This is a genomic window from Methylobacterium sp. 1973, from assembly GCF_040545035.1.
GTDB lineage: Bacteria > Pseudomonadota > Alphaproteobacteria > Rhizobiales > Beijerinckiaceae > Methylobacterium > Methylobacterium fujisawaense.
Genome location: NZ_JBEPLA010000002.1, coordinates 11425 through 31674, shown reverse-complemented (window position 1 = coordinate 31674; position 20250 = coordinate 11425). Strand labels below are relative to the sequence as shown.

Annotated in this window: 17 protein-coding genes; 12 read left to right on the top strand and 5 right to left on the bottom strand. The window is 72.9% G+C overall.

Features of this window, described 5'->3' with window-relative positions; translation table 11 throughout:
* Positions 1-8: 8 nt before the first annotated feature.
* The 6 genes from ABIC70_RS04055 to ABIC70_RS04030 all read left to right on the top strand — a co-directional run bounded on the left by ABIC70_RS04055 (position 9) and on the right by ABIC70_RS04030 (position 7360).
* Entirely contained in the window at positions 9-1148 is a 1140-nt protein-coding gene (locus tag ABIC70_RS04055) for a threonine synthase (RefSeq protein WP_354438947.1), read from the top strand.
* 59 nt (positions 1149-1207) lie between these two features.
* Positions 1208-2329: a DSD1 family PLP-dependent enzyme gene (locus ABIC70_RS04050; RefSeq protein ID WP_043385946.1), complete on the top strand. Its 1122-nt coding sequence runs from the start codon at positions 1208-1210 to the stop codon at positions 2327-2329.
* 141 nt (positions 2330-2470) lie between these two features.
* On the top strand, positions 2471-3409 hold the full coding sequence (locus tag ABIC70_RS04045; RefSeq protein ID WP_043385948.1) for an ornithine cyclodeaminase family protein: 939 nt from the start codon (positions 2471-2473) through the stop codon (positions 3407-3409).
* A gap of 47 nt (positions 3410-3456) precedes the next feature.
* Positions 3457-4245: a precorrin-6A synthase (deacetylating) gene (cobF, locus tag ABIC70_RS04040; RefSeq protein WP_043345401.1), complete on the top strand. Its 789-nt coding sequence runs from the start codon at positions 3457-3459 to the stop codon at positions 4243-4245.
* 9 nt (positions 4246-4254) lie between these two features.
* A complete protein-coding gene (locus tag ABIC70_RS04035) occupies positions 4255-5961 on the top strand; it encodes a DEAD/DEAH box helicase (protein ID WP_354438946.1) in 1707 nt (568 codons plus the stop codon).
* 949 nt (positions 5962-6910) lie between these two features.
* On the top strand, positions 6911-7360 hold the full coding sequence (locus tag ABIC70_RS04030; RefSeq protein WP_043345404.1) for a BA14K family protein: 450 nt from the start codon (positions 6911-6913) through the stop codon (positions 7358-7360).
* 69 nt (positions 7361-7429) lie between these two features.
* Here ABIC70_RS04030 and ABIC70_RS04025 read toward each other — a convergent pair whose 3' ends face one another.
* The 3 genes from ABIC70_RS04025 to ABIC70_RS04015 all read right to left on the bottom strand — a co-directional run bounded on the left by ABIC70_RS04025 (position 7430) and on the right by ABIC70_RS04015 (position 10487).
* The gene (locus ABIC70_RS04025) at positions 7430-7711 is read right to left on the bottom strand and encodes a CsbD family protein (RefSeq protein WP_251982164.1); all 282 of its coding nucleotides are present in this window, start codon (positions 7709-7711) and stop codon (positions 7430-7432) included.
* Positions 7712-7995: 284 nt separating this feature from the next.
* Positions 7996-9114, bottom strand: coding sequence for a hypothetical protein (locus ABIC70_RS04020; protein WP_354438944.1), 1119 nt, complete (start codon positions 9112-9114; stop codon positions 7996-7998).
* A 128-nt stretch (positions 9115-9242) separates the two neighbouring features.
* Positions 9243-10487, bottom strand: a complete 1245-nt coding sequence (locus ABIC70_RS04015; protein ID WP_043345408.1) for a sensor histidine kinase — start codon at positions 10485-10487, stop codon at positions 9243-9245.
* A gap of 157 nt (positions 10488-10644) precedes the next feature.
* Here ABIC70_RS04015 and ABIC70_RS04010 point away from each other — a divergent pair, with 157 nt between their 5' ends.
* From ABIC70_RS04010 to ABIC70_RS03985, 6 genes are all read left to right on the top strand, one after another.
* Positions 10645-10908 carry a hypothetical protein gene (locus ABIC70_RS04010; RefSeq protein ID WP_043385959.1) on the top strand — a complete coding sequence of 88 codons (264 nt, stop codon included), beginning with the start codon at positions 10645-10647 and terminating at the stop codon, positions 10906-10908.
* 100 nt (positions 10909-11008) lie between these two features.
* Positions 11009-11239, top strand: a complete 231-nt coding sequence (locus ABIC70_RS04005) for a hypervirulence associated TUDOR domain-containing protein (protein WP_043385962.1) — start codon at positions 11009-11011, stop codon at positions 11237-11239.
* Between the two features lie 116 nt (positions 11240-11355).
* Positions 11356-11847 carry a (2Fe-2S)-binding protein gene (locus tag ABIC70_RS04000; RefSeq protein ID WP_354438942.1) on the top strand — a complete coding sequence of 164 codons (492 nt, stop codon included), beginning with the start codon at positions 11356-11358 and terminating at the stop codon, positions 11845-11847.
* Complete coding sequence (locus tag ABIC70_RS03995) at positions 11844-12887, top strand: FAD binding domain-containing protein (protein WP_354438941.1); 1044 nt, start codon at positions 11844-11846, stop codon at positions 12885-12887. The genes ABIC70_RS04000 and ABIC70_RS03995 overlap by 4 nt, the downstream gene beginning before the upstream one ends.
* Positions 12888-12897: 10 nt before the next feature.
* On the top strand, positions 12898-15162 hold the full coding sequence (locus ABIC70_RS03990) for a xanthine dehydrogenase family protein molybdopterin-binding subunit (protein WP_051976183.1): 2265 nt from the start codon (positions 12898-12900) through the stop codon (positions 15160-15162).
* A 116-nt stretch (positions 15163-15278) separates the two neighbouring features.
* Complete coding sequence (locus tag ABIC70_RS03985) at positions 15279-16214, top strand: dihydrodipicolinate synthase family protein (protein ID WP_043385968.1); 936 nt, start codon at positions 15279-15281, stop codon at positions 16212-16214.
* 94 nt (positions 16215-16308) lie between these two features.
* Here ABIC70_RS03985 and ABIC70_RS03980 read toward each other — a convergent pair whose 3' ends face one another.
* Entirely contained in the window at positions 16309-18735 is a 2427-nt protein-coding gene (locus tag ABIC70_RS03980; protein ID WP_043385998.1) for a membrane-bound PQQ-dependent dehydrogenase, glucose/quinate/shikimate family, read from the bottom strand.
* Between the two features lie 220 nt (positions 18736-18955).
* Entirely contained in the window at positions 18956-20227 is a 1272-nt protein-coding gene (locus tag ABIC70_RS03975) for an efflux RND transporter periplasmic adaptor subunit (RefSeq protein ID WP_043756683.1), read from the bottom strand.
* Positions 20228-20250: the final 23 nt, after the last annotated feature.

Here is a 20250-nt window from a genome sequence, read left to right as displayed (position 1 = left end):
GAGCCGCGATGCCTCCATCTGCCGCCTATCTCGACCCCGCCACCGGCGCGACCTACCCGATCGAGACGCCCCGCTGGCGCTCGGAGACGGGCGGTCCGCTGATGATCACGGACCTGCCGGGGATCGGACGCGGGGAGATCGACACGGCCAAGCGCTCCCTCTGGCGCTACGCCGCCGCCCTGCCGGTGGCGGTCTCCGACCCGGTCTCCCTCGGGGAGGGCTGCACCCCGCTGGTGCACCGACCCTGGCGGGACGGCCACGCCCATTTCAAGCTCGAATGGTTCGCGCCCTCGGGCAGCTTCAAGGACCGGGGCGCGTCCGTGATGCTGTCGATCCTGCGCCAGCAGGGGATCGACGCGGTGCTGGAGGATTCCTCCGGCAACGGCGGCGCCGCGGTGGCGACCTACGCGGCCGCCGCCGGGATGCGGGCCAAGATCCTGGTCCCGGCCTCGACCTCGCCGGCCAAGACCGTGCAGATGCGCGCCGCCGGCGCCGCGGTCGAGCTGGTGCCCGGCACCCGCCAGGACACCGCCGACGCCGCCGTGCGGCAGGCGGAGGAGATCTTCTACGCCAGCCACAACTGGCAGGCCCATTTCCTCCAGGGCACCAAGACGCTGGCCTACGAGCTGTGGGAGGATCTGGGCTTCTCCGCGCCCGACGCCGTCATCATCCCCTGCGGCGCGGGCAGCAACATCCTCGGCTGCGACATCGGCTTCTCGGAGCTGCTGCGCCGGGGGGAGATCGCCCGCCTGCCGCGGCTCTACGCGGTCCAGCCGGCCCATTGCGCGCCGCTCCATGCCGGGTTCGCGGCGGGCGCCGACGATCTCGTGCCGGTGACCCCGCGCCCGACGCTGGCCGAGGGCGCCTCGATCGCCCAGCCGGTGCGCGGCCGCGAGGTCTTGGCGGCGCTCCGCCGGTCCGGCGGCGGCACCGTGGCGGTCTCCGAGGCGGCCATCGAGGCGGCCCTGATGGAGCTCGCCCGCACCGGCCTCTACGTCGAGCCGACCTGCGCCATGGCGGCGGCGGCGCTCTCCGACCTCACCGCAAGCGGCGCGATCCGGCCCGGGGAGACCACCGTGGTGGTGCTCACCGGCACCGGCATCAAGGCGACGCCGCGCATCGCCGAGCTTCTGGGCCTCGCCCCGTGACCCAGGCCCGCTGACCAAGACATCCCGATCAAGACACCCCGATCCGGAGGAGACGGACCATGCGCAACAACATTCCCGCCTGCGTCGGCATGCCGGTCGAGGAGATCGACACCCCCTGCCTGATGGTCGATCTCGACGCCTTCGAGCGCAACGTCGACACGCTCGGCCGCTTCATGAAGGAGCACGGCCTGCGCCACCGGGCCCACGCCAAGACGCACAAATCCTCCGACATCGCGACTGTGCAGATCGAGCGGGGCGGGGCCTGCGGCGTCTGCTGCCAGAAGGTCAGCGAGGCCGAGGCGCTGGTGAGCGCCGGCATCCGCGACGTGCTGGTCTCCAACCAAGTGGTGGCGCCGAAGAAGATCGAGCGCTTGGCGGCGCTCGCCAAACGGGCGCGGGTGCTGGTCTGCGTCGACGACCTCGGCAATGTCGACGACCTCTCGGCGGCCTCCGTCCAGTATGGCGTCACCCTCGAATGCCTCGTGGAGATCGATGTCGGCGCCGGCCGCTGCGGCGTCGCCCCGGGCGAGCCCGCCTTGGTGATCGCCAGGGCGATCGCGAAGGCGCCGGGCCTGCGCTTCGCGGGTCTGCAGGCCTATCAGGGCAAGGCGCAGCACGTGCGCGACTACGGCGAGCGCAAGGCCCTGATCCAGACGGCGATCGACGAGACCAGGCGCACCGTCGACCTGCTGAAGGCCGAGGGGCTCGCCTGCGATATCGTCGCGGGGGCCGGCACCGGCAGCTTCGCCCTGGAGGGCGGCAGCGGCGTCTACAACGAGCTGCAATGCGGCTCCTACGTCTTCATGGACGCGGACTACCAGCGGGTGAAGGACGCGGACGGCCGGCCGATCGCGGAATTCGAGAACAGCCTGTTCATCGTCACGGCGATCATGAGCAAGGCGAAGGCGGATGTGGCCATCTGCGATGCCGGCCTGAAGGCGCAGAGCATCGACAGCGGCCTGCCGGTGGTGTTCGGCCGCGACGACGTGGCGTACATCAAGTGCTCGGACGAGCACGGGGTGATCAGCGATCCCGGCAACGTGCTCAAGCTCAACGAGCGCCTGAAGCTGATCCCCGGCCATTGCGACCCGACGGTCAACGTCTACGACTGGTACGTGGGCGTGCGGAACGGCCGGGTCGAGGCCGTCTGGCCGGTCACCGCCCGCGGCATGACCCTGTAGGGGATTCCGAAGGGCTGAAGCCCTTCGGCGGGGTGTCGGGGCGGCGCCCCGACGCTCGGGCGTCCCCGACCGCAGGGCGCCGCCCTGCACCCGCGAAGGGCACGCCCTTTTGAAACCCGGACTCTGGAGGTCTTCGAATCCATGCGCTTCATCTCGGAAGAGGACTCCGCGGCCCTGGTCGACCACGCCATGGCGTTCGAGGCGGCCCGGGAGGCGCTGATCGCGGCGGTCGCCCCGGGCACCACCCTGTTCCCGGCGGTGCTCGGGCACGGCTCGGAGCCGACCAACCGGTTCTCGATCAAGTCGGGCTCGACGGCCGACTATGCCGGCCTGAAGGTCGGCTCGTTCTGGCCGGGCAATCCGGACCGGGGCCTGCCGCGGCACAATTCGGTGATCCTGCTGTTCGACCAAGATGTCGGCCGGGTCGACACGGTGATCGAGGCGGGCCGCGTCAATGCCTACCGGACCGCCGCCGCCGACGCGGTGGCGGCCAGCGTCCTCGCCCGGCCGGATTCGGCGGTGCTCGCCGTTTTCGGGGCGGGGAACCAGGCGGAGTTCGAGTGCGCGGCGCTCGCCCGGATCCTGCCGATCCGGACGGTGCTGGTGGTTGCCCGGGACGCCGCCAAGGTCGCGGGCTTCGCCGAGCGCCTGGCGGGGCAGGGGGCCTCGGGGATCGCCGTGCGGGCGGCCGCGCCCCGGGAGGCCTGCGCGGCCGCCGACGTGATCGTCACGGCGACGCCGGCCCGCGCGCCGCTGTTCGAGGCCGACTGGGTCCGCCCCGGCACGCATGTCGCCGCCATGGGGGCGGACGCGAAGGGCAAGCAGGAACTGCCCCCGGCCCTGCTGGAGCGGGCGCAGCTGTTCTGCGACCTGCCGGAGCAGTCGCGCACCATCGGGGAGTTCCAGCACGCCTCCGCGGGGGCTTCCGCCGGCCTGCGGGCCCTCGGCGACGTGCTCCGGACCGGGGAGGGGGGCCGGACCGATCCGGAGGCGATCACCGTGTTCGACTCCTCCGGCATCGCCCTGCAGGACCTGACCATCGCCCGGGCGATCCTCGCCAAAGCCGACGCGCGCTTGTAGGGGAGGCCGGCGCCGGCCCTCCCCCGCCCCGGCGGAGGACGGACGGCATGCAGGACAGGCAGATCCGGGTCATCGGCATCGGCACGGGCGACCCCGAGCACCTGACCCTCCAGGCGGTGCGGGCGCTTGCCGACGTCGACGCGGTGTTCGTCCTCGACAAGCGCGCCGAGACCGCCGACCTCGTCGAGATCCGCCGCCGGATCTGCGCGGCCCATATCGCCAAGCCCCATCGGGTCGTCACCGTGGAGGACCCGCCCCGGGAGCGCCGCCCGGCCGATTACGGCGGCACCGTCGCGGCCTGGCACGCGGCCCGGGCCGAGCGCTTGGAGGCGGCCTTCGCCGCGCATCTCCGGCCGGGGGAGGTGGGGGCGATCCTGGCCTGGGGGGACCCGGCCCTCTACGACAGCGTGCTCCGCATCCTCGACCGCATCGCCGACCGCGGGCGCGTCGCCGTCACCCGGACGGTGATCCCCGGCCTGACGAGCGTGCAGGTGCTCGCCGCCCGTCACGGCGTGCCGCTGAACGGCATCGGCGGGTCGGTGCTGATCACCACGGGCCGCCGCCTCGCGGCGGGCTGGCCGGCGGACGCCGAGAGCGTCGTGGTGATGCTCGACGGCGACCCGGCCTTCGGCCATCTCGACCCGGACCTGACGATCTACTGGGGCGCCTATCTCGGCGGCCCGGACGAGATCCTGCTCTCCGGCCGGCTGGGCGATACGGGCGACGCGATCCGCCGGGTCCGGGCGGAGGCCCGGGACCGCCACGGCTGGATCATGGACATCTACCTGCTGCGCCGTGACCGCGCCGCCACGGACAGGACCGGCAAACCCGCTTAGACCGCCGCCATGCTGCGCCTGCGGGACTATCAGCGCGCCAGCCTCGACGCGCTCTCGGCCGCCTGGGCGCGGGGAGGGGCGGACGACGCGGCGCCCGGCCACCTGATCGTGCTGCCCACCGGGGCCGGCAAGGCGCTGGTCATCGCGGCCCTCGCCCGGGAGACCCTGGAGCAAGACCCCCTCGCCCGGGTGGCGATCGTCACCCACAGCCGCGAACTCGTCGCCCAGAATTTCTCGGAACTGAGCCGCGCCTGGCCGGAGGCGCCGGCCGGGATCTTCTCCGCCGGGCTCGGGCGGCGGGAGGCCGACGCGCAGGTGCTGGTCTGCGGCATCCAGTCGGTGGCCGACCGGCTCGACGCGGTGGGGCCCCGCGACCTCGTGATCGTCGACGAGGCCCACCTGATCCCCCGCGCCGCCGACACCCGCTACGGCCGGTTCCTGGCGGGCCTGCGGGCGCTGACCCCCGGGCTGCGGGTGGCGGGCTTCACCGCGACCCCCTACCGGCTCGATTCGGGCCGCCTCGACGCGGGCGAGCACCGGCTGTTCTCCGGCATCGCCTACGAGGCCGACACGTTCACGCTGATCCGGCGCGGCTTCCTGGCGCCCCTCGTCTCCAAGGCGACGCTGACCCAGTTCGACGTCTCCGGCGTCGGCCGGCGGGGAGGCGACTACATCCCGGGCGAGCTGGAGGCGGCGGTCAACCGCGACTGGATCACCCGCGCGGCGGTCGCCGAACTCGCGGAATACGGAGGTTCCCGCCGGGCCTGGCTCGCCTTCTGCGCCGGCCTCGCCCATGCGGACGCCGTCCGCGACGCCGTACGGGCGGAAGGGTATGCCTGCGAGAGCGTCTCGGGCGAGACCCCGCGCCGGGAGCGCGACCGGATCGTGGCGGCGTTCCGGGCCGGACAGATCCGCTGCCTGACCTCGGTGGGCGTGCTCGGCACCGGCTTCAACGTCCCCGAGGTCGATCTGGTGGCGCTGCTGCGCCCGACCCGCAGCACCGGGCTCTACGTGCAGCAGGTCGGCCGGGCGCTGCGCTGCGCCCCCGGCAAGGCCGACGCGCTGATCCTCGATTATGCCGGGCTGGTGCGGATGCACGGTCCCGTGGACGCCGTGACGGTCCGGAGCGCCACCCAGGGCCTGAGCGGGGCAGGGGCCCCGCGCGCCAAGCCCTGCCCCGGCTGCGGCGCCCTGATCGCGCTGAACGCCTCCACCTGCGAGGCCTGCTGGACCGAGCCGGAGGTGGACGCGGACGCCGAGGCCCCGCACGAGGCCGCGGCCGATGACGAGCTGGCGATCCTCTCGGCGGATCCCGGATTGCCGGATCCCGAACCGGCCGGCCCTGCCCCCGCGCCGGAGACCGGCGGGTCCGGGGCCGCCTGGCATCCGGTCACGACCCTGAACCTGGAAGCCGCGCCGGACGGACTCGACCTCGTGCTCGGCTGGCGGGACGGCGCCGCCGAGGCCGGCTGGCGCGTGCGCCTGCGGCCGGAGCGCAGCGGCTACGAGCGGGAGAAGGCGGTGTCCTGGTGGCGGGGTCTCGGCGGCGGGCGCGACGCGCCGATGACCGCCGCGGGCTTCCTGGAGGGCGCCGGGAGCCTGGCGCGGCCGGCCGCCGTCCGTGTCCGACCGGGCCGCGTATCGGAGCAGATCGAGTGTCGCACCCGCGAAGGCCGGATCCTGGGCGAGCGCCGGACGCCCGGTCCCGCCGGCTGACGCCGTCTCCGGATGATCGCTTCGCCGCCATCGGCGCGCCGCAACGGCCCCGACGGGTCCGGAGGCCGTCCGAGGGGCGGGACCGGGGAGGGCGCTCGAACGGCCCTCGCCCGGCGCGCCGTCCCGGCACCGGTCCCGGTCGCGCCGCCGGCGCCGGCCACAGAGCCGGACAGGATCCCGGTTACGAACCGGTCCGCTCGACACGCCGAACCTGAGCGCCAAACCGGGTCGGAAGCCGAGCCAAGCCCCCTCGCCCGAGCGAGGATGACGCATATGTTCCATAATATATCTTATGCGAACTCTTGATATCACCAGAGCGATGGCCGGTCCCGGGCGGGCCGTGGAACAAAAAGCGGAATTTTGCGGAACATTTGAGCAACGGTGCCCGCGGCGGGTGCCGGTTTCTCTCACCGTCCGCGCACCGGCCCCTGCGTTCCGTGCGTCTGCCGACCGCCCTGACGCCTGACCGGTCCGACTTCAGAGCCGCACCGAGGCCGCGCACCGGCCAGCGGGACGGGCCGGGCGATCACCCGGGGAGGGCTGTTCGGGCCCCCTCCCCGCGGCACGATTGTCCGCCGCATCGCCGCGGGCGCCCGCGGTGCCGTGCGGTGCCATGCGGTGCCATGGCGTCGACGGGATCGCCCGAGGTGCGCTGGTCCAAGCAGCCCGATGCCGGCTCCTGTATTCGCGCCCCCGGGCGATGGTCATCTGCGCCGTACCGAAAGACGAGGCTGATGCGGATCCCCGCACCGAACGCCAACGGCAGCGATGAGAGAGGCCCGACGCCGCGCCCGCGTCGCTCTTGTTCGTATCGGATTGTTTCAGACCCGTCCGGTGCGACAAAAATGATCTTTCTCACGACTGGAACGGTCCTGCGGATCCATTGTTACTGGGCTTCGTGAATGCCTGATGCGGGCATTTCCACCCCTCTGGAGAATGGAGAGAACCGATGAGGATCGTGACCGGCGTCGCCACCCTGGCCGTGCTGGCGGGTCTCGCTGCCCCCGTTCAGGCCGCATCCGGACGGGCGGTTGAGGCCCTCCGGGCCGGCGCCCTTCCCACCGCGTACGCTCAGTTCCGTGGCGGCTGGCACCATGCCGGTTGGGGAGGCTGGCACCGCGGCGGGTACGGCCGCTGGGGCTACGGCGACCGCCGCGGTCCCGGCGTGGGGGCGGCCGTGGGGGCCGGCCTGCTCGGCTTCACCGCCGGCGCGGTGATCGGCTCGGCGGCGGCCAACGCCGCGGCGCGGCCCGTGGCCGTCTACGGGGCGCCCGCACCCGTCTACGCCGCCCCGGTCGTCGTGCGCGGCTCGGCGTCCTGCGCCGCCCGCTACGCCTCCTACGACCCGGCCTCCGGGACCTACCTGGGCTATGACGGCCTGCGCCATCCCTGCCCGTAGGCCCCTCTCGCTTCTACCCCGACGGGAGCGGGCCCCGGCCGCCCGGCGCGGCCGGGGCCCGCCGCATCCCTATTGGTCGAGGGCGTTCTCGCGGACGTCCTTGGCCCTGCCCCGCCCCTGCTCGGCCTGTCCACGGAGCTTCTGCGCACGGCCCTCCGCCTTGAGGGCCTCGTCCTCCGTCAGGTTGCCGACCCCGCGTTTCGCGCTTCCGATCGCCTCGTTGGTCAGGCCCTTGAGCCGATCGACCGCACCCGCCGTGGTCGGGGTGTCGTCGGCGCAGGCCGGGCCGGCGAGGGCGAGGGCGAGGGCGAGGACGCTGCCGCCCAGGGTCATCATCGATCTGCTGCGCATCCGGAATCTCCCGTTCTGTGCAAGGGAGCGCGGTTTACGGGCGGGGCGCGCCCGGGCAATGGTGCAGCCGTATCGGATCGGCCGGAATCGAACCGGTATCCCGGGACCGGCTCCCTGCGCGGGCGGCCCGATCGTCTCCGATCCCCGTCCGCATCCAGGGCTCGGCCTCCGCCCCGGCGGCCACGCGCATCGGGCCGGATGCGGGACCGACGACGCCACCTCGGCACCCTCCTCCGCGCTCTGGGAAGCGAAAGCTGAGCCCGGATCCGGGGGGGCCCGGCGGTCTATCGGATCCGCGGCCGCAGCCGTCCGAGGAGATCCTGGCCCGGGAACCGGAACGGCGGCATCCGCAGGTCCGGCGCGGGCTCATCCCCGGGGATCGGCCCCTCGGCGAAGCGCGCCCCGGCGGACCAGAATCCGTCCCGCCACGTGCCGATCATCCCGAGCCCGACGGGCTCCCGCGTCGCGTCGGGCCGCAGCCGACCCGCGGCCCAGACGCGCTGCCAGCACCGCCGCCGCGACAGGTCGGCGTCGCGCCAGCCCAGCCGCGCATAGCCGGCCGCCGCGAAGATGCGGTCCCCGGCAAACTCCTCCGGAATCCACACCCAGCTCGAGAACACGTGGACCGCATCGGCGCGAAAGCCGGCGGGATCCACCGCCCGGGTGTAGGCGCTGAGCGCCCTCGCCCGGTGCCGGCCGACATGCCGGCGCAGGCGGCCCGGCAGCGGCAGCGCCTCCGGGAAGGCGGCGGCGTCGAGGCGGCTCGGCGCCGCGCCGCGCTCCAGCGCGTAGGTGCTGTCCACGAGGTGCATCCAGGGTTCGAGGTCGACCTCCCAGGCCTGCTCCGCCGGCGCGAAGCGGCGGACCCGTCCCGCGATCAGGCGGTCGGCGACGCGCCGGGCCGGCTCGGGAGCCCAGTCCGGCCCGGCCTCGGTCACGCGCAGCAGCGTCGAGGGTCCATGCGCCCAGACCGCCTCGGCCAAGCGGGCGAAGTCGGCCTCGGGCTCGTCGCGGCCGACCTTGCGCACCAGGATCTTCGAGCCGTCGGCGAGGTCGTCCAGCATCTTGCGCTTGAGATGGGCCAGCCGGCCGTATTCCCGCTCCAGCAGCACCTCCGGCGCGATCGAGCCGGCCGGATGTCCGGTATTCGCCCAGATGTTGTAGGCCAGGCTGTGACAATAGTAGGTGCCGCCCGCGCTCACGGAGAGCCGCAGGTCGCCCGGCACGCCGAAATCCGCGAAGCCGCAGCGCAGGCCGCGGATCAGGTCCGCCATCGGCGTGTAGGAGAAGCGCAGCAGGCCGGAGGGCTCGACCCCCCCGTAGCGCTGCACGAAGCCGAACTCGCAATTGTCCCCGAGGCTCCGAAAGGCGTGGAGCCGTTCGGCGAGGGGCGCCCCCGTCATCCTGATCCCGGTCACTGCATCCGCTCTGTCTCGCGCTCTGTCTTGCGCTCTGTCTCGCCGAGCCCGTCGCCCCCGGTCGCGACGGGGCAGGGCCCTTCTCCCGTCCCCGCCCCGGCCGGGCGCCGCGCTCAGCCGTCCAGCGGCACCTCCAGGCGGAAGCAGGCGCCCTTCCCCCGGGCCGGGATCGTCAGGCTGCCGCCGAGCTGGCGCGTGAGGCTGCCGACCACCCGCATGCCGAGGCTCTTCGAGTTGCGTCCGATCTCGAATTCCGCCGGCAGCCCGATCCCGTCATCGGCGACCTCGACCACGAGGCTCCCGGGCTGGCGCTCGGCGCGGATCCGGATCTCGCCGCCTCCCGGGTGCGTCTCGGGCGGATAGGCGTATTTGAGCGCGTTGGTGACGAGTTCGTTGACCAAGAGGCCGATGGGAATCGCCCGGTCGGCCGAGATCCGCTGCGGGCAGGCCGTGCAGGCGAGCCGCTGGCCCGGCACGCCGCTGGCGAGGTTGGCCACCAGCTTCTCCAGGAAGGGCGCGAGGTCGAGTTCGCCCGGGACCCCCTCCCCTTCGCCCGCCGCCTTGTCGCCGTCCTTGTCACCTTGCCGCCAGAGCTGGTCGTGGACGCTCGCGATCGCCTCGACGCGGCTGCGCGCATCCGCGAGGGCCATCTGCACGGCCGGGTCTTCGGCGGCCCGGGCCTGGAGGGCGAGCAGGCTCGCCACGATGGCGAGGCTGTTCTTGACCCGGTGGCTCATCTCGCGGGCGAGCAGGTCCTGCCGGGCGAGGGCGGCCCGCAGCAGGCTCTCGGTGCGCTGGCGCTCGATGGCGCCGCCGAGCAGGTTGGCGAAGCCCTGCATGAAGGCGATGTCGGCCTCCTCGAACATGCCCTCCCGGGTGTCGTCCACCTCCAGCACCCCGAAGGCGCCGTCCCGGTTCTCGATCAGCACGTTGATCGCCCGGCGGATGCCGTGATCGGCCATGAGCTGCGGCGTCCGGAACCGGGTCTCGTCGGCGAGGTGGTTCGAGATCACCGGCCGCCCGGTCTTGAGGGCGAAGCCCGCCGGGGAGGCGAGGTCCGCCCCGATCCGGGCCTGCCCGATCACGTCGGGCCCCCAGCCGACACCGGCCCGGACCAGCAGGGTGTCGGCGCCGCGCTGGTACTCCAGGGCCTTGCAGAACTCGGCGCCCATGCCCTGCGCGCACAGCTCCGCAGCCCGCTGCAGCAGGTGGTCGACATCGGTGCCGCGCAAAGCCTCGACGCCGAACTCGGACAGGATCGCCTGCTGGCGCAGGCGATAGTCGAGATCGGGGGGCGCGGGGGGGCGGGCCGCCTCGGGGCTGGGTTCCACTTCGGTCTGGTCGGTATGCGCTGTCATGGGAGCTGTGAGACTAGCAGGAAGGCGGGCCCGGCGCGAAGCGTCGCCGCTCGGACGGGCGCACCCGTCGTCGCACCCCGGCCGGGGTCCGGAGCCCCCGGCCCCGTCCGGCGTTCGCCCATCGGATACGACGCGCGGAGCGCAGGAGGCGCCAGGCATGGCCGACGACGTGAACGGACTCTCCGACAAGGCCCTCTCGATCTTCGCCTTCGCGGCCTATCACCGCCTCGTCAGCGGCGAAAAGGTCACCGCGGTGATCCGCCGGGACGGCGCCGGCCACGAGGCCGATCCGGAGGGGGTCAAGGAGTTGGAGGGGCGCGGCCTCGTCACCGCCGGCGAGACCGACATCGACCTCGGCGAGACCGCGCAGGCGGCGGTCGAGACGATGGTCGCGGCCCTGCGCCGGGAGGTCGGCCGGTGAGCCGGGAACGGGTCGATCCGCCTGCGGCATTCCGGCCGTGGAAACCCGGGAACGCTCCTGCCCCGGGGCGCCTTTCCCCGCATCCACGATGGAGACGCACATGACCGCCAAGGCGAAGGTGAAGACCGGGGACGATGTCACCTACAAGTGGGGCCAGGGCACCGTCTCGGGCGAGGTGACCAAGGTCCACACCCAGGATGTCAAGAAGACCATCAAGGGCAACACGGTCAAGCGCGAGGCCTCGAAGGCGGAGCCGGCCTTGGAGATCAAGACCGCCAAGGGCAAGACGGTGCTGAAATCCGTCTCGGAGGTTAAGGTCAAGTCTGCATAAGCGCCCAACCTGTGCGTGCCGTGATCTTGCGCACATCGCTTTCTGCTTAAGGTCTCGCCGAGAGCGGGGCGGCAGCTATCTGTAACGGTTCCAGCCTTCGAAGCCGGGACCGCCGCATGACCATTCCCCTCAGGCTCACCCTGAACGGGCAGCCGCGCGAGATCGCCCTCGACGATCCGCGCGTCACCCTCCTCGATCTCCTGCGCGAGCGCCTCGGCCTGACGGGCGCCAAGAAGGGCTGCGACCGCGGCCAGTGCGGCGCCTGCACGGTGCTGGTGGACGGGCGGCGCATCAACAGCTGCCTGACCCTCGCCGCGAGCCTCGACGGGGCCGAGGTGCTGACCATCGAGGGGCTCACCGAGGGCGACCGGCTGCACCCCGTCCAGGCGGCCTTCATCGCCCATGACGGCTTCCAGTGCGGCTTCTGCACCCCCGGCCAGATCATGAGCGCGGTCGGCCTGATCCGCGAGGGTCACGCCGGTACCGATCCGGAGCGCATCCGCGAGGGCATGAGCGGCAATCTCTGCCGCTGCGGCGCCTACGCGGGCATCCTGGAGGCCGTAAAGGATGCGGCCGGCCAAGCGGAGCACCGGGAGGACGCGGCGTGAGGACCTTCGACTACATCCGCCCGGCGAGCGTGCCGGAGGCCGTGGCGGCCGGGCAGGTTCCGGGTACCGCCTTCCTCGCCGCCGGCACCAACCTCGTCGACCTGATGAAGGGCGGCGTCGCCACCCCGGAGCGGGTCGTCGACATCACCCGGCTCCCCGGCCTGTCGTCGATCGAGCGGCTGCCGGACGGCGCCACCCGAATCGGCACGCTGGTGCGCAACAGCGACCTCGCCCACGACGCGATGTTCGAAAAAACCTACCCGATGGTGGCCGAGGCCCTGCTGGCCGGCGCCTCGGCGCAATTGCGCAACGCCGCCACGGTCGGCGGCAACCTGATGCAGCGCACCCGCTGCCCCTTCTTCACCGACGCGGTCTCGCCCTGCAACAAGCGCGCGCCCGGCTCCGGCTGCGCGGCCCTGGGGCACGCCACCCGCATCCACGCGGTCCAGGGCTGGAGCGATCACTGCATCGCCACCCACCCGTCCGATTTCTGCGTGCCGCTCGCCGCCCTCGACGCGGTGGTGGAGATCGCCGGGCCGGACGGCGCCCGGGAGGTACCGCTCACCGCGTTCCACCACCTCCCCGGCGACCATCCGGAGCGGGAGACGGAGCTGCAGCCGGGCGAGTTGATCACCGGCCTGCGCCTGCCCCCCGAGGCGGCGTCCTTCCGGGGCCATGCCCGCTATCTCAAGGTCCGCGACCGCACATCCTACGCCTTCGCGGTGGTCTCGGCGGCGGCCGCCCTCACCCTGGAGGCCGGCGGCCGGATCGGGCAGGCCCGGCTCGCCCTGGGCGGGCTGGCGCTGAAACCCTGGCGGGTGGCGGAGGCCGAGGCGGTGCTCGCCGGACAGGCACCCTCCCCCGAGGCCTTCGCGAAGGCCGCCGCCGCGGCGCTGGCCGGCGCCAAGCCCACCGGCGAGGCCAACGCCTTCAAGATCGAGCTCGCCCGCCGGGTGGCGATCCGCGCGCTGACCCAGGCCGCCGCCGGGACGCCCGCCCGGATCCCGGCGCTCCCCGCCTCCCCGTTCGGCATCGTCTGAGGAGACCCGCATGACCGCGACCTCCACGCCCGCCTCGAACCGCCCCGCAGGCGCGATCCGGCACGGCTCCAGCATCGGCCAGCCGCTGACCCGGCGCGACGGCCCCCTCAAGGTGACGGGCCAGGCCCGCTTCTCCGCCGATAACCTGCCCCCCGGGACCCTCCACGCGGCGCTCTGCGTCGCCCGGATCGCCCGCGGTCGCGTCACCGGCCTCGACGTGGCCGCCGCCGAGGCCCATCCCGGCGTCGTGGCGGTGATGCGGCCGGGGCACGCCCCGGCGCTCGCCAAGGATCCGGATGCCAAGGACGGGCCGTTCACCTTCCGCCTCGACCTCCTGCAGAACGACCGGGTCCGCTACGCCAACCAGCCCATCGCCGTGGTGATCGCCGAGACCCTGGAGGCGGCCACCGAAGGGGCCCGGCTGCTCGCCCCGACCTACGCGGCCGAGACCCCGCGGATCGGGCTCGATTCCGGCGAGGCCTTCACGCCGGATTCGGTCGGCGTCGGCGCGCCGCCGGTGGAGACCGACGGCGACGTCGAGGCCGGGCTCGCGGCCGCGTCGAAGACGATCGCCGCCACCTACGAGACGCCGGCCCAGTACCACAATGCCATGGAGCCCCACGCGGCGGTGGCCAGCTGGGACGGGGACCGGCTGACGCTCCTGATGCCGACCCAGGCGCTCGCCATGTCGCAGGCCCGGCTCGCCGGCCTGTTCGGCATCCGCCCCGAGGACATCCATATCGACAGCCCCTATCTCGGCGGCGGTTTCGGCTCGAAGGGCGTGCCGGCCGGGCCGCAGGTGCTCGCCTGCATGGCGGCCAAGCTCGTGGGCCGGCCGGTGAAGCTCGTGCCGACCCGGACCCAGATGTACGGTCCCATGGGCCATCGCGGCCCGACCCGGCAGACGATCCGGCTCGGCGCCGACGCCGCCGGCAAGCTCACGGCGCTGGACCACCACATCCGCACCGCCTCGTCGAGCTTCGACGATTTCTTCGAGCCGGCGGGCCGGGCGACCAGCACCCTCTACGCGAGCCCCGCCATCGCCATCCGGCACGAGGCGGTGCGCCTCGACACCGGCACGCCGCTGTTCATGCGCGCCCCCGGCGAGGCCACCGGCAGCGTCGCCCTGGAGAGCGCGCTGGACGAGATGGCCTTCGCGCTCGGCATGGACCCGCTGGAGTTCCGGCTCGCCAACTACGCCGAGGTCGAGCCGATCACCGGCAAGCCGTTCTCCTCGAAGGCCCTGCGGGACTGCTACCGGCGGGGCGCCGAGGCCTTCGGCTGGGCCGGGCGGCCGCTCCAGCCCCGCCAGACCCGCGACAGGGACGGGTTCCTGGTCGGCACCGGCATGGGCACCGCCACCTTCCCGGCGCTGATCTTCGAGGGGATGGCCCGGGCCGAGATCCGCGCCGACGGCACCGGCACGGTGGAGCTCGGGGCGATCGACATGGGCCAGGGATCCTGGACGGCACTCGCCCAGATCGCCGCCGACGGGCTCGGGATCGGGATGGACGCCCTCACCTTCAGGATGGGCTCCTCTGACCTGCCGAATGCCGGGATCGCGGGGGGCTCCGGCCACACCGCCACCGCCGGCGGCGCGATCCACGCGGCCGCCGCCGACGTGATCCGGCAGCTCGCGGAGCTGGCCACCAACGACTCCGCCTCCCCGCTCTACGGCGCCGGCAATGCCGGCGTCACCGCGGCGGACGGGCGGCTCACCCGGCGCGACGATCCGGGCCGGAGCGAATCCGTCACGGACATCCTCAAGCGGGCCGGCCGCGCCAGCATCGAGGGCCAGGGCAAGGCCGGGGCCGATCCGGCCGCGCAGGCGTCCTACGCCATGCACGCCCACGGCGCGGTCTTCGCCGAGGTGAAGGTCGATCCCGATCTCGGCCAGATCCGGGTGAGCCGCCTCACCGGCGCCTTCGCGGCGGGCCGGGTGATCAACCCGCGCCTCGTCCAGAGCCAGTATTACGGCGGGATGATCTGGGGCCTGTCCTTCGCCCTGCACGAGCGGGCCGAGATGGATCCGCGGACCGGCCGCTTCCTCAACGACAATCTCGCCGAGTACCACGTGCCGGTGAACGCCGACGTGCCCGCCATGGAGGCGATCCTGGTCCACGAGGACGATGCGGTGGTGAACGCGCTCGGCGTGAAGGGCGTCGGCGAGATCGGCATCACCGGCACGGTGGGGGCCATCGCCAACGCGGTCTGGCACGCCACCGGCGTTCGGGTGCGCGAGATGCCGATCACCCTGGACAAGCTGCTGGGCTGACCGAACGGCCTGACCGAAGGCCGATCCCGTCCCGGGTGCGTCGCAGCGCCCGGGATTTTTGAGTATGGGCATACCCACCGGCGGCCGGCGGTCGCCGCAGCAGCACGGAGACCGGTATGCCTCTCACCAGCGACATTCGCGGCGTCGTGCCGATCGCCCCGACGCCGTTCCATCCGGATGGCCGGATCGACGAGGTCTCCCTCGACCGGATGACCGATTTCTTCGGGGCTGCGGCCGTCGACGGCCTGACGATTCTCGGCCAGCTCGGTGAGGCCGGCAAGCTCGACCACGCGGAGGGCCTCGCGGTGGCCAAGCGCGTCCTCGGGCGCACCCGGCTGCCGGTCATCGTCGGCGTCACGGCGCCGGGCTTCGCGGCCATGCGGGCCCTCGCCCGGGAGGTGATGGAGCTGGGCGCCGCCGGCGTGATGATCGCGCCGCCCAACACGCTGCGCACCGACGATCAGGTGGTCGGCTATTACCGCACCGCCGCCGAGGCGATCGGGCCGGACGTGCCCTTCGTGCTGCAGGATTACCCCCTCACCTTCTCGGTCCAGATGACCCCGGGGGTGATCCGCCGGATCGTGTCGGAGAACCCCTCCTGCGTGATGCTCAAGCACGAGGACTGGCCCGGCCTGGAGAAGATCTCGGCGCTGCGCGGCTTCGAGCGCGACGGCTCCATGCGCCACATCTCCATCCTCGTGGGGAATGGCGGCCTGTTCCTCGATTTCGAGACCGAGCGCGGCGCCGACGGGGCCAATACCGGCTACGCCTTCCCGGAGATGCTGGTCGACGTGGTCCGCCTCGGCCGGGCCGGCGAGCGCGACGCCGCCCACGACCTGTTCGACGCCCACCTCCCCTATCTGCGCTACGAGCAGCAGCAGGGCCCGCTGGGGCTCGCGGTGCGGAAATACGTGTTCATGCGCCGGGGAATTTTTTCATCCGACGCCCAGCGCAAGCCGTCGCAGGCGCTCACCGCGCAGGCGAAGGCCGAGGTCGAGTACCTGCTGGCCCGCCTCGCCCGCATCGACGCGCGGGCGCGGCTCGCGGGCTAGAACGCCCCCTGCCCGGTCGGAGAGCCGGGCCCTCCGGCGCCATCCGTTCCGGCGCGAGGCCGGCGATCCCCGGGCTCGCGCCGCGGGCGCCGGCTCACGGGAGCCGGAAGGCGATGACCGAATCGCCCGGCGTGGTGCCGAGCGAGCCGTGCCCGCCCGCCGCGATCACCACGTATTGCCGGCCGTCCTTGCCGCGATAGGTCATCGGCGTGGCCTGACCGCCGGCCGGCAGCGTCATGGACCACAGGACCGCCCCGGTCTGCATGTCGTAGCCGCGGATACGGTCGTCGAGCGTGGCGGCCGTGAACGCGACGCCGCCGGCCGTGGCCAGGGTGCCGCCATGAGCCAGCATACCCATGGCGAACGGGATCGGGACCGCGACCCCGCCGATCTTCTGCCCGGCGACGGTGCCGTTGCGGTGCCTCCAGGCGGTTGTGCCGTCCGCGAGGTTCACGCCGACCCGCACGCCCCAGGGCGGCGCGTTGCACGGGACGCCGAGGGCCGAGCGCATGTGCGCGATGGACACCGCGTAGGGGCCGCCGAGATTCTCGTTGCCCGGGGCGGAATCCGGATCGGTGGTGATGAGGCGCCGGTCGGGCTCGTTCGCCGGGCGCGGGAGCAGGCGGTAGAGGTAGGGCAGGTATTGCGGCGTCGCGATCATCCAGTGATGCACCGGATCGACGGCCACCGAGCCCCAGTTGAACACCCCGATATTGCCGGGCCAGATGATCGCGCCGCCTGACGCCTGCGGCGGCGTGAACGGGTTGCCGTCGTAGCGGTTCGACCGGAAGGTGAGCCGGCACTGGATCTGGTCGAAGGGCGTGACGCCCCACATGTCGGCCTCCCTCAGCGGAGCCGGCGTGAAGCGGAGCGACGAGACCGGCTGGACCGGAGACGGCGCCTCTCCCGGGATGTCGGTCCGGGTCGAGACCGAGACCTCGGAGACCGGCCGGATCGGAGCGCCGGTGCGGCGGTCGAGGACCCAGACATTGCCGACCTTGGTGGGGATCAGGATCGCCGGCACCGTCCCGTCGCCCTGCGGCAGGGTCAGGAGGACCGGCTGGGACGGATTATCGCGGTCCCACAGGTCGTGATACGTGGTCCGGAAGGCCCAGCGCAGCCTGCCGGTCTCCAGGTCGAGAGCCGCCAGGGCGTCGACGAGGGCCTCGTCCGCCTTCGACCGGGACACGCCGACCTGATCGGGCGCCCGGTTGCCGAACGGCACGTAGACGAGCCCCAGAGCCTCGTCGGCCGAAAACTGCGTCCAGGCCACCGCCGAGTTGGGCTCGTAGAGCGCACCGGGCTGCAGCGGTTCGGTCGCGTCGGGCTTGCCGGCGTCGAACTTCCAGACGATCGCGCCGGTGCGCACGTCGAAGGCGCGGATCACGCCCGACGGATTCTCCGCGTAGTAATTGTCGGCGATCGCGCTCCCGAGGACGACGAGGTTCCGGGTCACCAGCGGCGCCGAGGTCTGCTGATAGGCGGCACGCCGGAGGTTCGGCATCTGCGCCGTCAGATCGACGAAACCGTCCGCCCCGAAGGTCCGGCACGGGAGTCCGGTATCGGCATTCAGCGCGTAGAGCCGCGCATCGACCGAGGCGGCGATGATCCGGCGCGGGCATTCGGCGACCGCCGCCGCGACGGCGCCGGCCGTCGCCGGATCCGCCTCCGCCGGCGGCGCGTAGCCGGTCGAGTCGTTGTAGGACACGCCGCGACAGGTCTGGTGCTGGTACTGGCCGTCCCGCGCCATCTGCGGGTCGAAGGCCCAGACCAGCCGGCCGGTCTCGGGTTCCAGGGCCTGCACGATGTTGTGAGGCGTGCAGAGATAGAGCAGCCCGTTCACCTTGATCGGCGTGGCCTCGAAGGTGAATTCCTTCGAATCCGTCCGGCCGTCGCCGCGCAGGTCGCCCGTATGGTGCTCCCAGGCCACCGTGAGGCCCTGGACATTGCCCACGGTGATGTCCTCGAGGGCCGAGTAGCGCTGACCGAGATTGGTGCCGCCATAGGCGACCCAGTCGTCGGCCGGATAGGGGATGCCGCTCGGATCGACGGCGGCCCTCGCCTCCGCGACCTTCGGCAGGATGCCGCGCGTCTCGACCGGATCGACGAACCAGGAAGCGGTGCTCGCGGCCGCGATGAGCAGGACGACGGCCCGGAGGGCGAGCGGGCCGTTTCCGAGGCTCGGCGCCCAGGCCCGTTCGGGCGCGTCCCGCAGGCGATGCACCACGACGGGCAGGCAGAGGACCAGGCCGAGGGCGAAGATCAGGGCGCCGCGCGGGATCCATTGCCATTTGTCGAGCCCGACCTCGACGATCGTCCAGATGAAGGACGCCGCCAGAATCAGGGCATAGATCCAGAGGCCGCTCTGGCGGCGCCGGGCCAGCTGGATGCCGGAGGCCAGCAAACCGACCCCCAGGGCGAGGTAGAACGACGATCCCCCCGCGAAGGCCAGCTTCGCCCCGAAGAATGCCAGGGCCAGGCCAAGCAGCGCGATCGATAGTGCGAGGGTTCCGAGTGCCACGGTGATCAACCTGATCCTTGAGCCAGCCGGACATGACGGCGCCGGGGGGCGACCCCGCGGCGGAGCACCGTCTGTCCGACGGCTTATGCCGGTTGTGGCTGTCCCAAGGCTGGACATGTCCCAAGGCTGGACAGGCCCGCCTGCAGGGGGGGGCCTGACGCCCGGCAGGCAGCAGCGGCAGGCTACGGCGGCCGGATCGCCCTGGACCGCGTGCCGCCGTTCACGCCCCCGCCTTGTCCTCCGGACGCAGGACGACCCTGTCACCGTCGCGCAATGAGGCCGGCGGCCCCACGACGACGCGCTCGCCGCCGTTCAGGCCGTCGCGCAACTCCAGCAGCGTGCGCGTCTGGCGGAAGATCGTGACCGGGCGCATCCGCACCACGCCGGTCCCGTCCCCGGCCGGCTCGATCATCGCCACGCGGGTCCCGTGCTGGTCGAAGATCAGGGCCTCGTTCGGCACCGTCACGGCGGGCGAGGACCGGGGGATCTCCAAAGTGACGGTGATGTAGAGCCCGGCTCGCAACGTGCCGTCCGGATTGGGGAGGTCGACCTGGGTCGCCAGCGTCCGCGCGGTGGAGAGCAGGGTCGTCGACGAGCGCGAGACCTTGCCGGGGAAGACCCTGCCGGGGATCTGCGCCACCTCGACCCTGGCGTCGAGTCCGTCGCGGACGTCGTCGGCGGCGTAGAGCGGCACGTTCACCGCCATGCGCAGCACGTCGTCCCGCGCCAGGGTCAGGAGCGGCGCGCCCGTGTTCGTGTCCGCCGTCACCGCGTCGCCGACATCGTTGTTGCGGGTGGTCACCACCCCGTCGAAGGGCGCGCGGATCTCCTCGAAGCCGGTCAGGACCTTGAGCCGGGCGACCTGCGCCTCCTGCGCGGCGATGTTGGCCTCGGCCACCTTCACGGCCGCCTTGGCGGCGTCGACATTGGCGGTCTGCGCCAGCACCCCGGCCTGGGAGGTGTCGGCGTTCTGCCGGGTCTCGACCCCGGTGCCGGCGAGCGTCGCGGTCCGCCGGTTGGTCACGTCGGCGAGGTGACGGTTGGCCTCGGCCTGGTCGACCATCGCCCGTGCCTGAATCAGCGCCGCCTGGAGCTGAAGCGCCTGCGACTGCGCCTGGACCAGCTGCTGGTCGAGGTCGGGCGCGCTGATTCGGAACAGCAGGTCACCCTTCTTCACGTGCGTGCCGATATCGACCTTGCGCTCGACGATGTAGCCGGTCGCCCGTGGATAGAGGCCGGCGGTATCGAAGGCTTGGGTGGTGCCCGTCTGGGTCAGGCTGAAGGTGTCGGAGGCCCGGGCGGCCCGGGCGACCCGCACAGCCGGTGGCTTTGCCGCGGCAGCCGGTTCCGAGCTCGCCGCCCGGGACTGTTCCGGCCAGTGGCGGTAGCCGAGGAGACCCGCGCCCGCCAGCGCGAGCAGGGCGATCCACAGGCGGCCGTGGGACGCGGCGCGGCCGGCCTCGCCCGCGGCTGAACTGTCCCGATCCGCCATCCTCGCCCTCGGGTCGCGCCCCG

Coding starts and splice junctions, on each gene's coding strand:
- ABIC70_RS04020 (WP_354438944.1), bottom strand. CDS start 9,114: ATGACGGGGGCGCCCCTCGCCGAACGGCTCCACGCCTTTCGGAGCCTC.
- ABIC70_RS04055 (WP_354438947.1), top strand. CDS start 9: ATGCCTCCATCTGCCGCCTATCTCGACCCCGCCACCGGCGCGACCTAC.
- ABIC70_RS04030 (WP_043345404.1), top strand. CDS start 6,911: ATGAGGATCGTGACCGGCGTCGCCACCCTGGCCGTGCTGGCGGGTCTC.
- ABIC70_RS04015 (WP_043345408.1), bottom strand. CDS start 10,487: ATGACAGCGCATACCGACCAGACCGAAGTGGAACCCAGCCCCGAGGCG.
- ABIC70_RS04045 (WP_043385948.1), top strand. CDS start 2,471: ATGCGCTTCATCTCGGAAGAGGACTCCGCGGCCCTGGTCGACCACGCC.
- ABIC70_RS03975 (WP_043756683.1), bottom strand. CDS start 20,227: ATGGCGGATCGGGACAGTTCAGCCGCGGGCGAGGCCGGCCGCGCCGCG.
- ABIC70_RS04025 (WP_251982164.1), bottom strand. CDS start 7,711: ATGCGCAGCAGATCGATGATGACCCTGGGCGGCAGCGTCCTCGCCCTC.
- ABIC70_RS03990 (WP_051976183.1), top strand. CDS start 12,898: ATGACCGCGACCTCCACGCCCGCCTCGAACCGCCCCGCAGGCGCGATC.
- ABIC70_RS04000 (WP_354438942.1), top strand. CDS start 11,356: ATGACCATTCCCCTCAGGCTCACCCTGAACGGGCAGCCGCGCGAGATC.
- cobF (WP_043345401.1), top strand. CDS start 3,457: ATGCAGGACAGGCAGATCCGGGTCATCGGCATCGGCACGGGCGACCCC.
- ABIC70_RS04005 (WP_043385962.1), top strand. CDS start 11,009: ATGACCGCCAAGGCGAAGGTGAAGACCGGGGACGATGTCACCTACAAG.
- ABIC70_RS03985 (WP_043385968.1), top strand. CDS start 15,279: ATGCCTCTCACCAGCGACATTCGCGGCGTCGTGCCGATCGCCCCGACG.
- ABIC70_RS04010 (WP_043385959.1), top strand. CDS start 10,645: ATGGCCGACGACGTGAACGGACTCTCCGACAAGGCCCTCTCGATCTTC.
- ABIC70_RS04035 (WP_354438946.1), top strand. CDS start 4,255: ATGCTGCGCCTGCGGGACTATCAGCGCGCCAGCCTCGACGCGCTCTCG.
- ABIC70_RS04050 (WP_043385946.1), top strand. CDS start 1,208: ATGCGCAACAACATTCCCGCCTGCGTCGGCATGCCGGTCGAGGAGATC.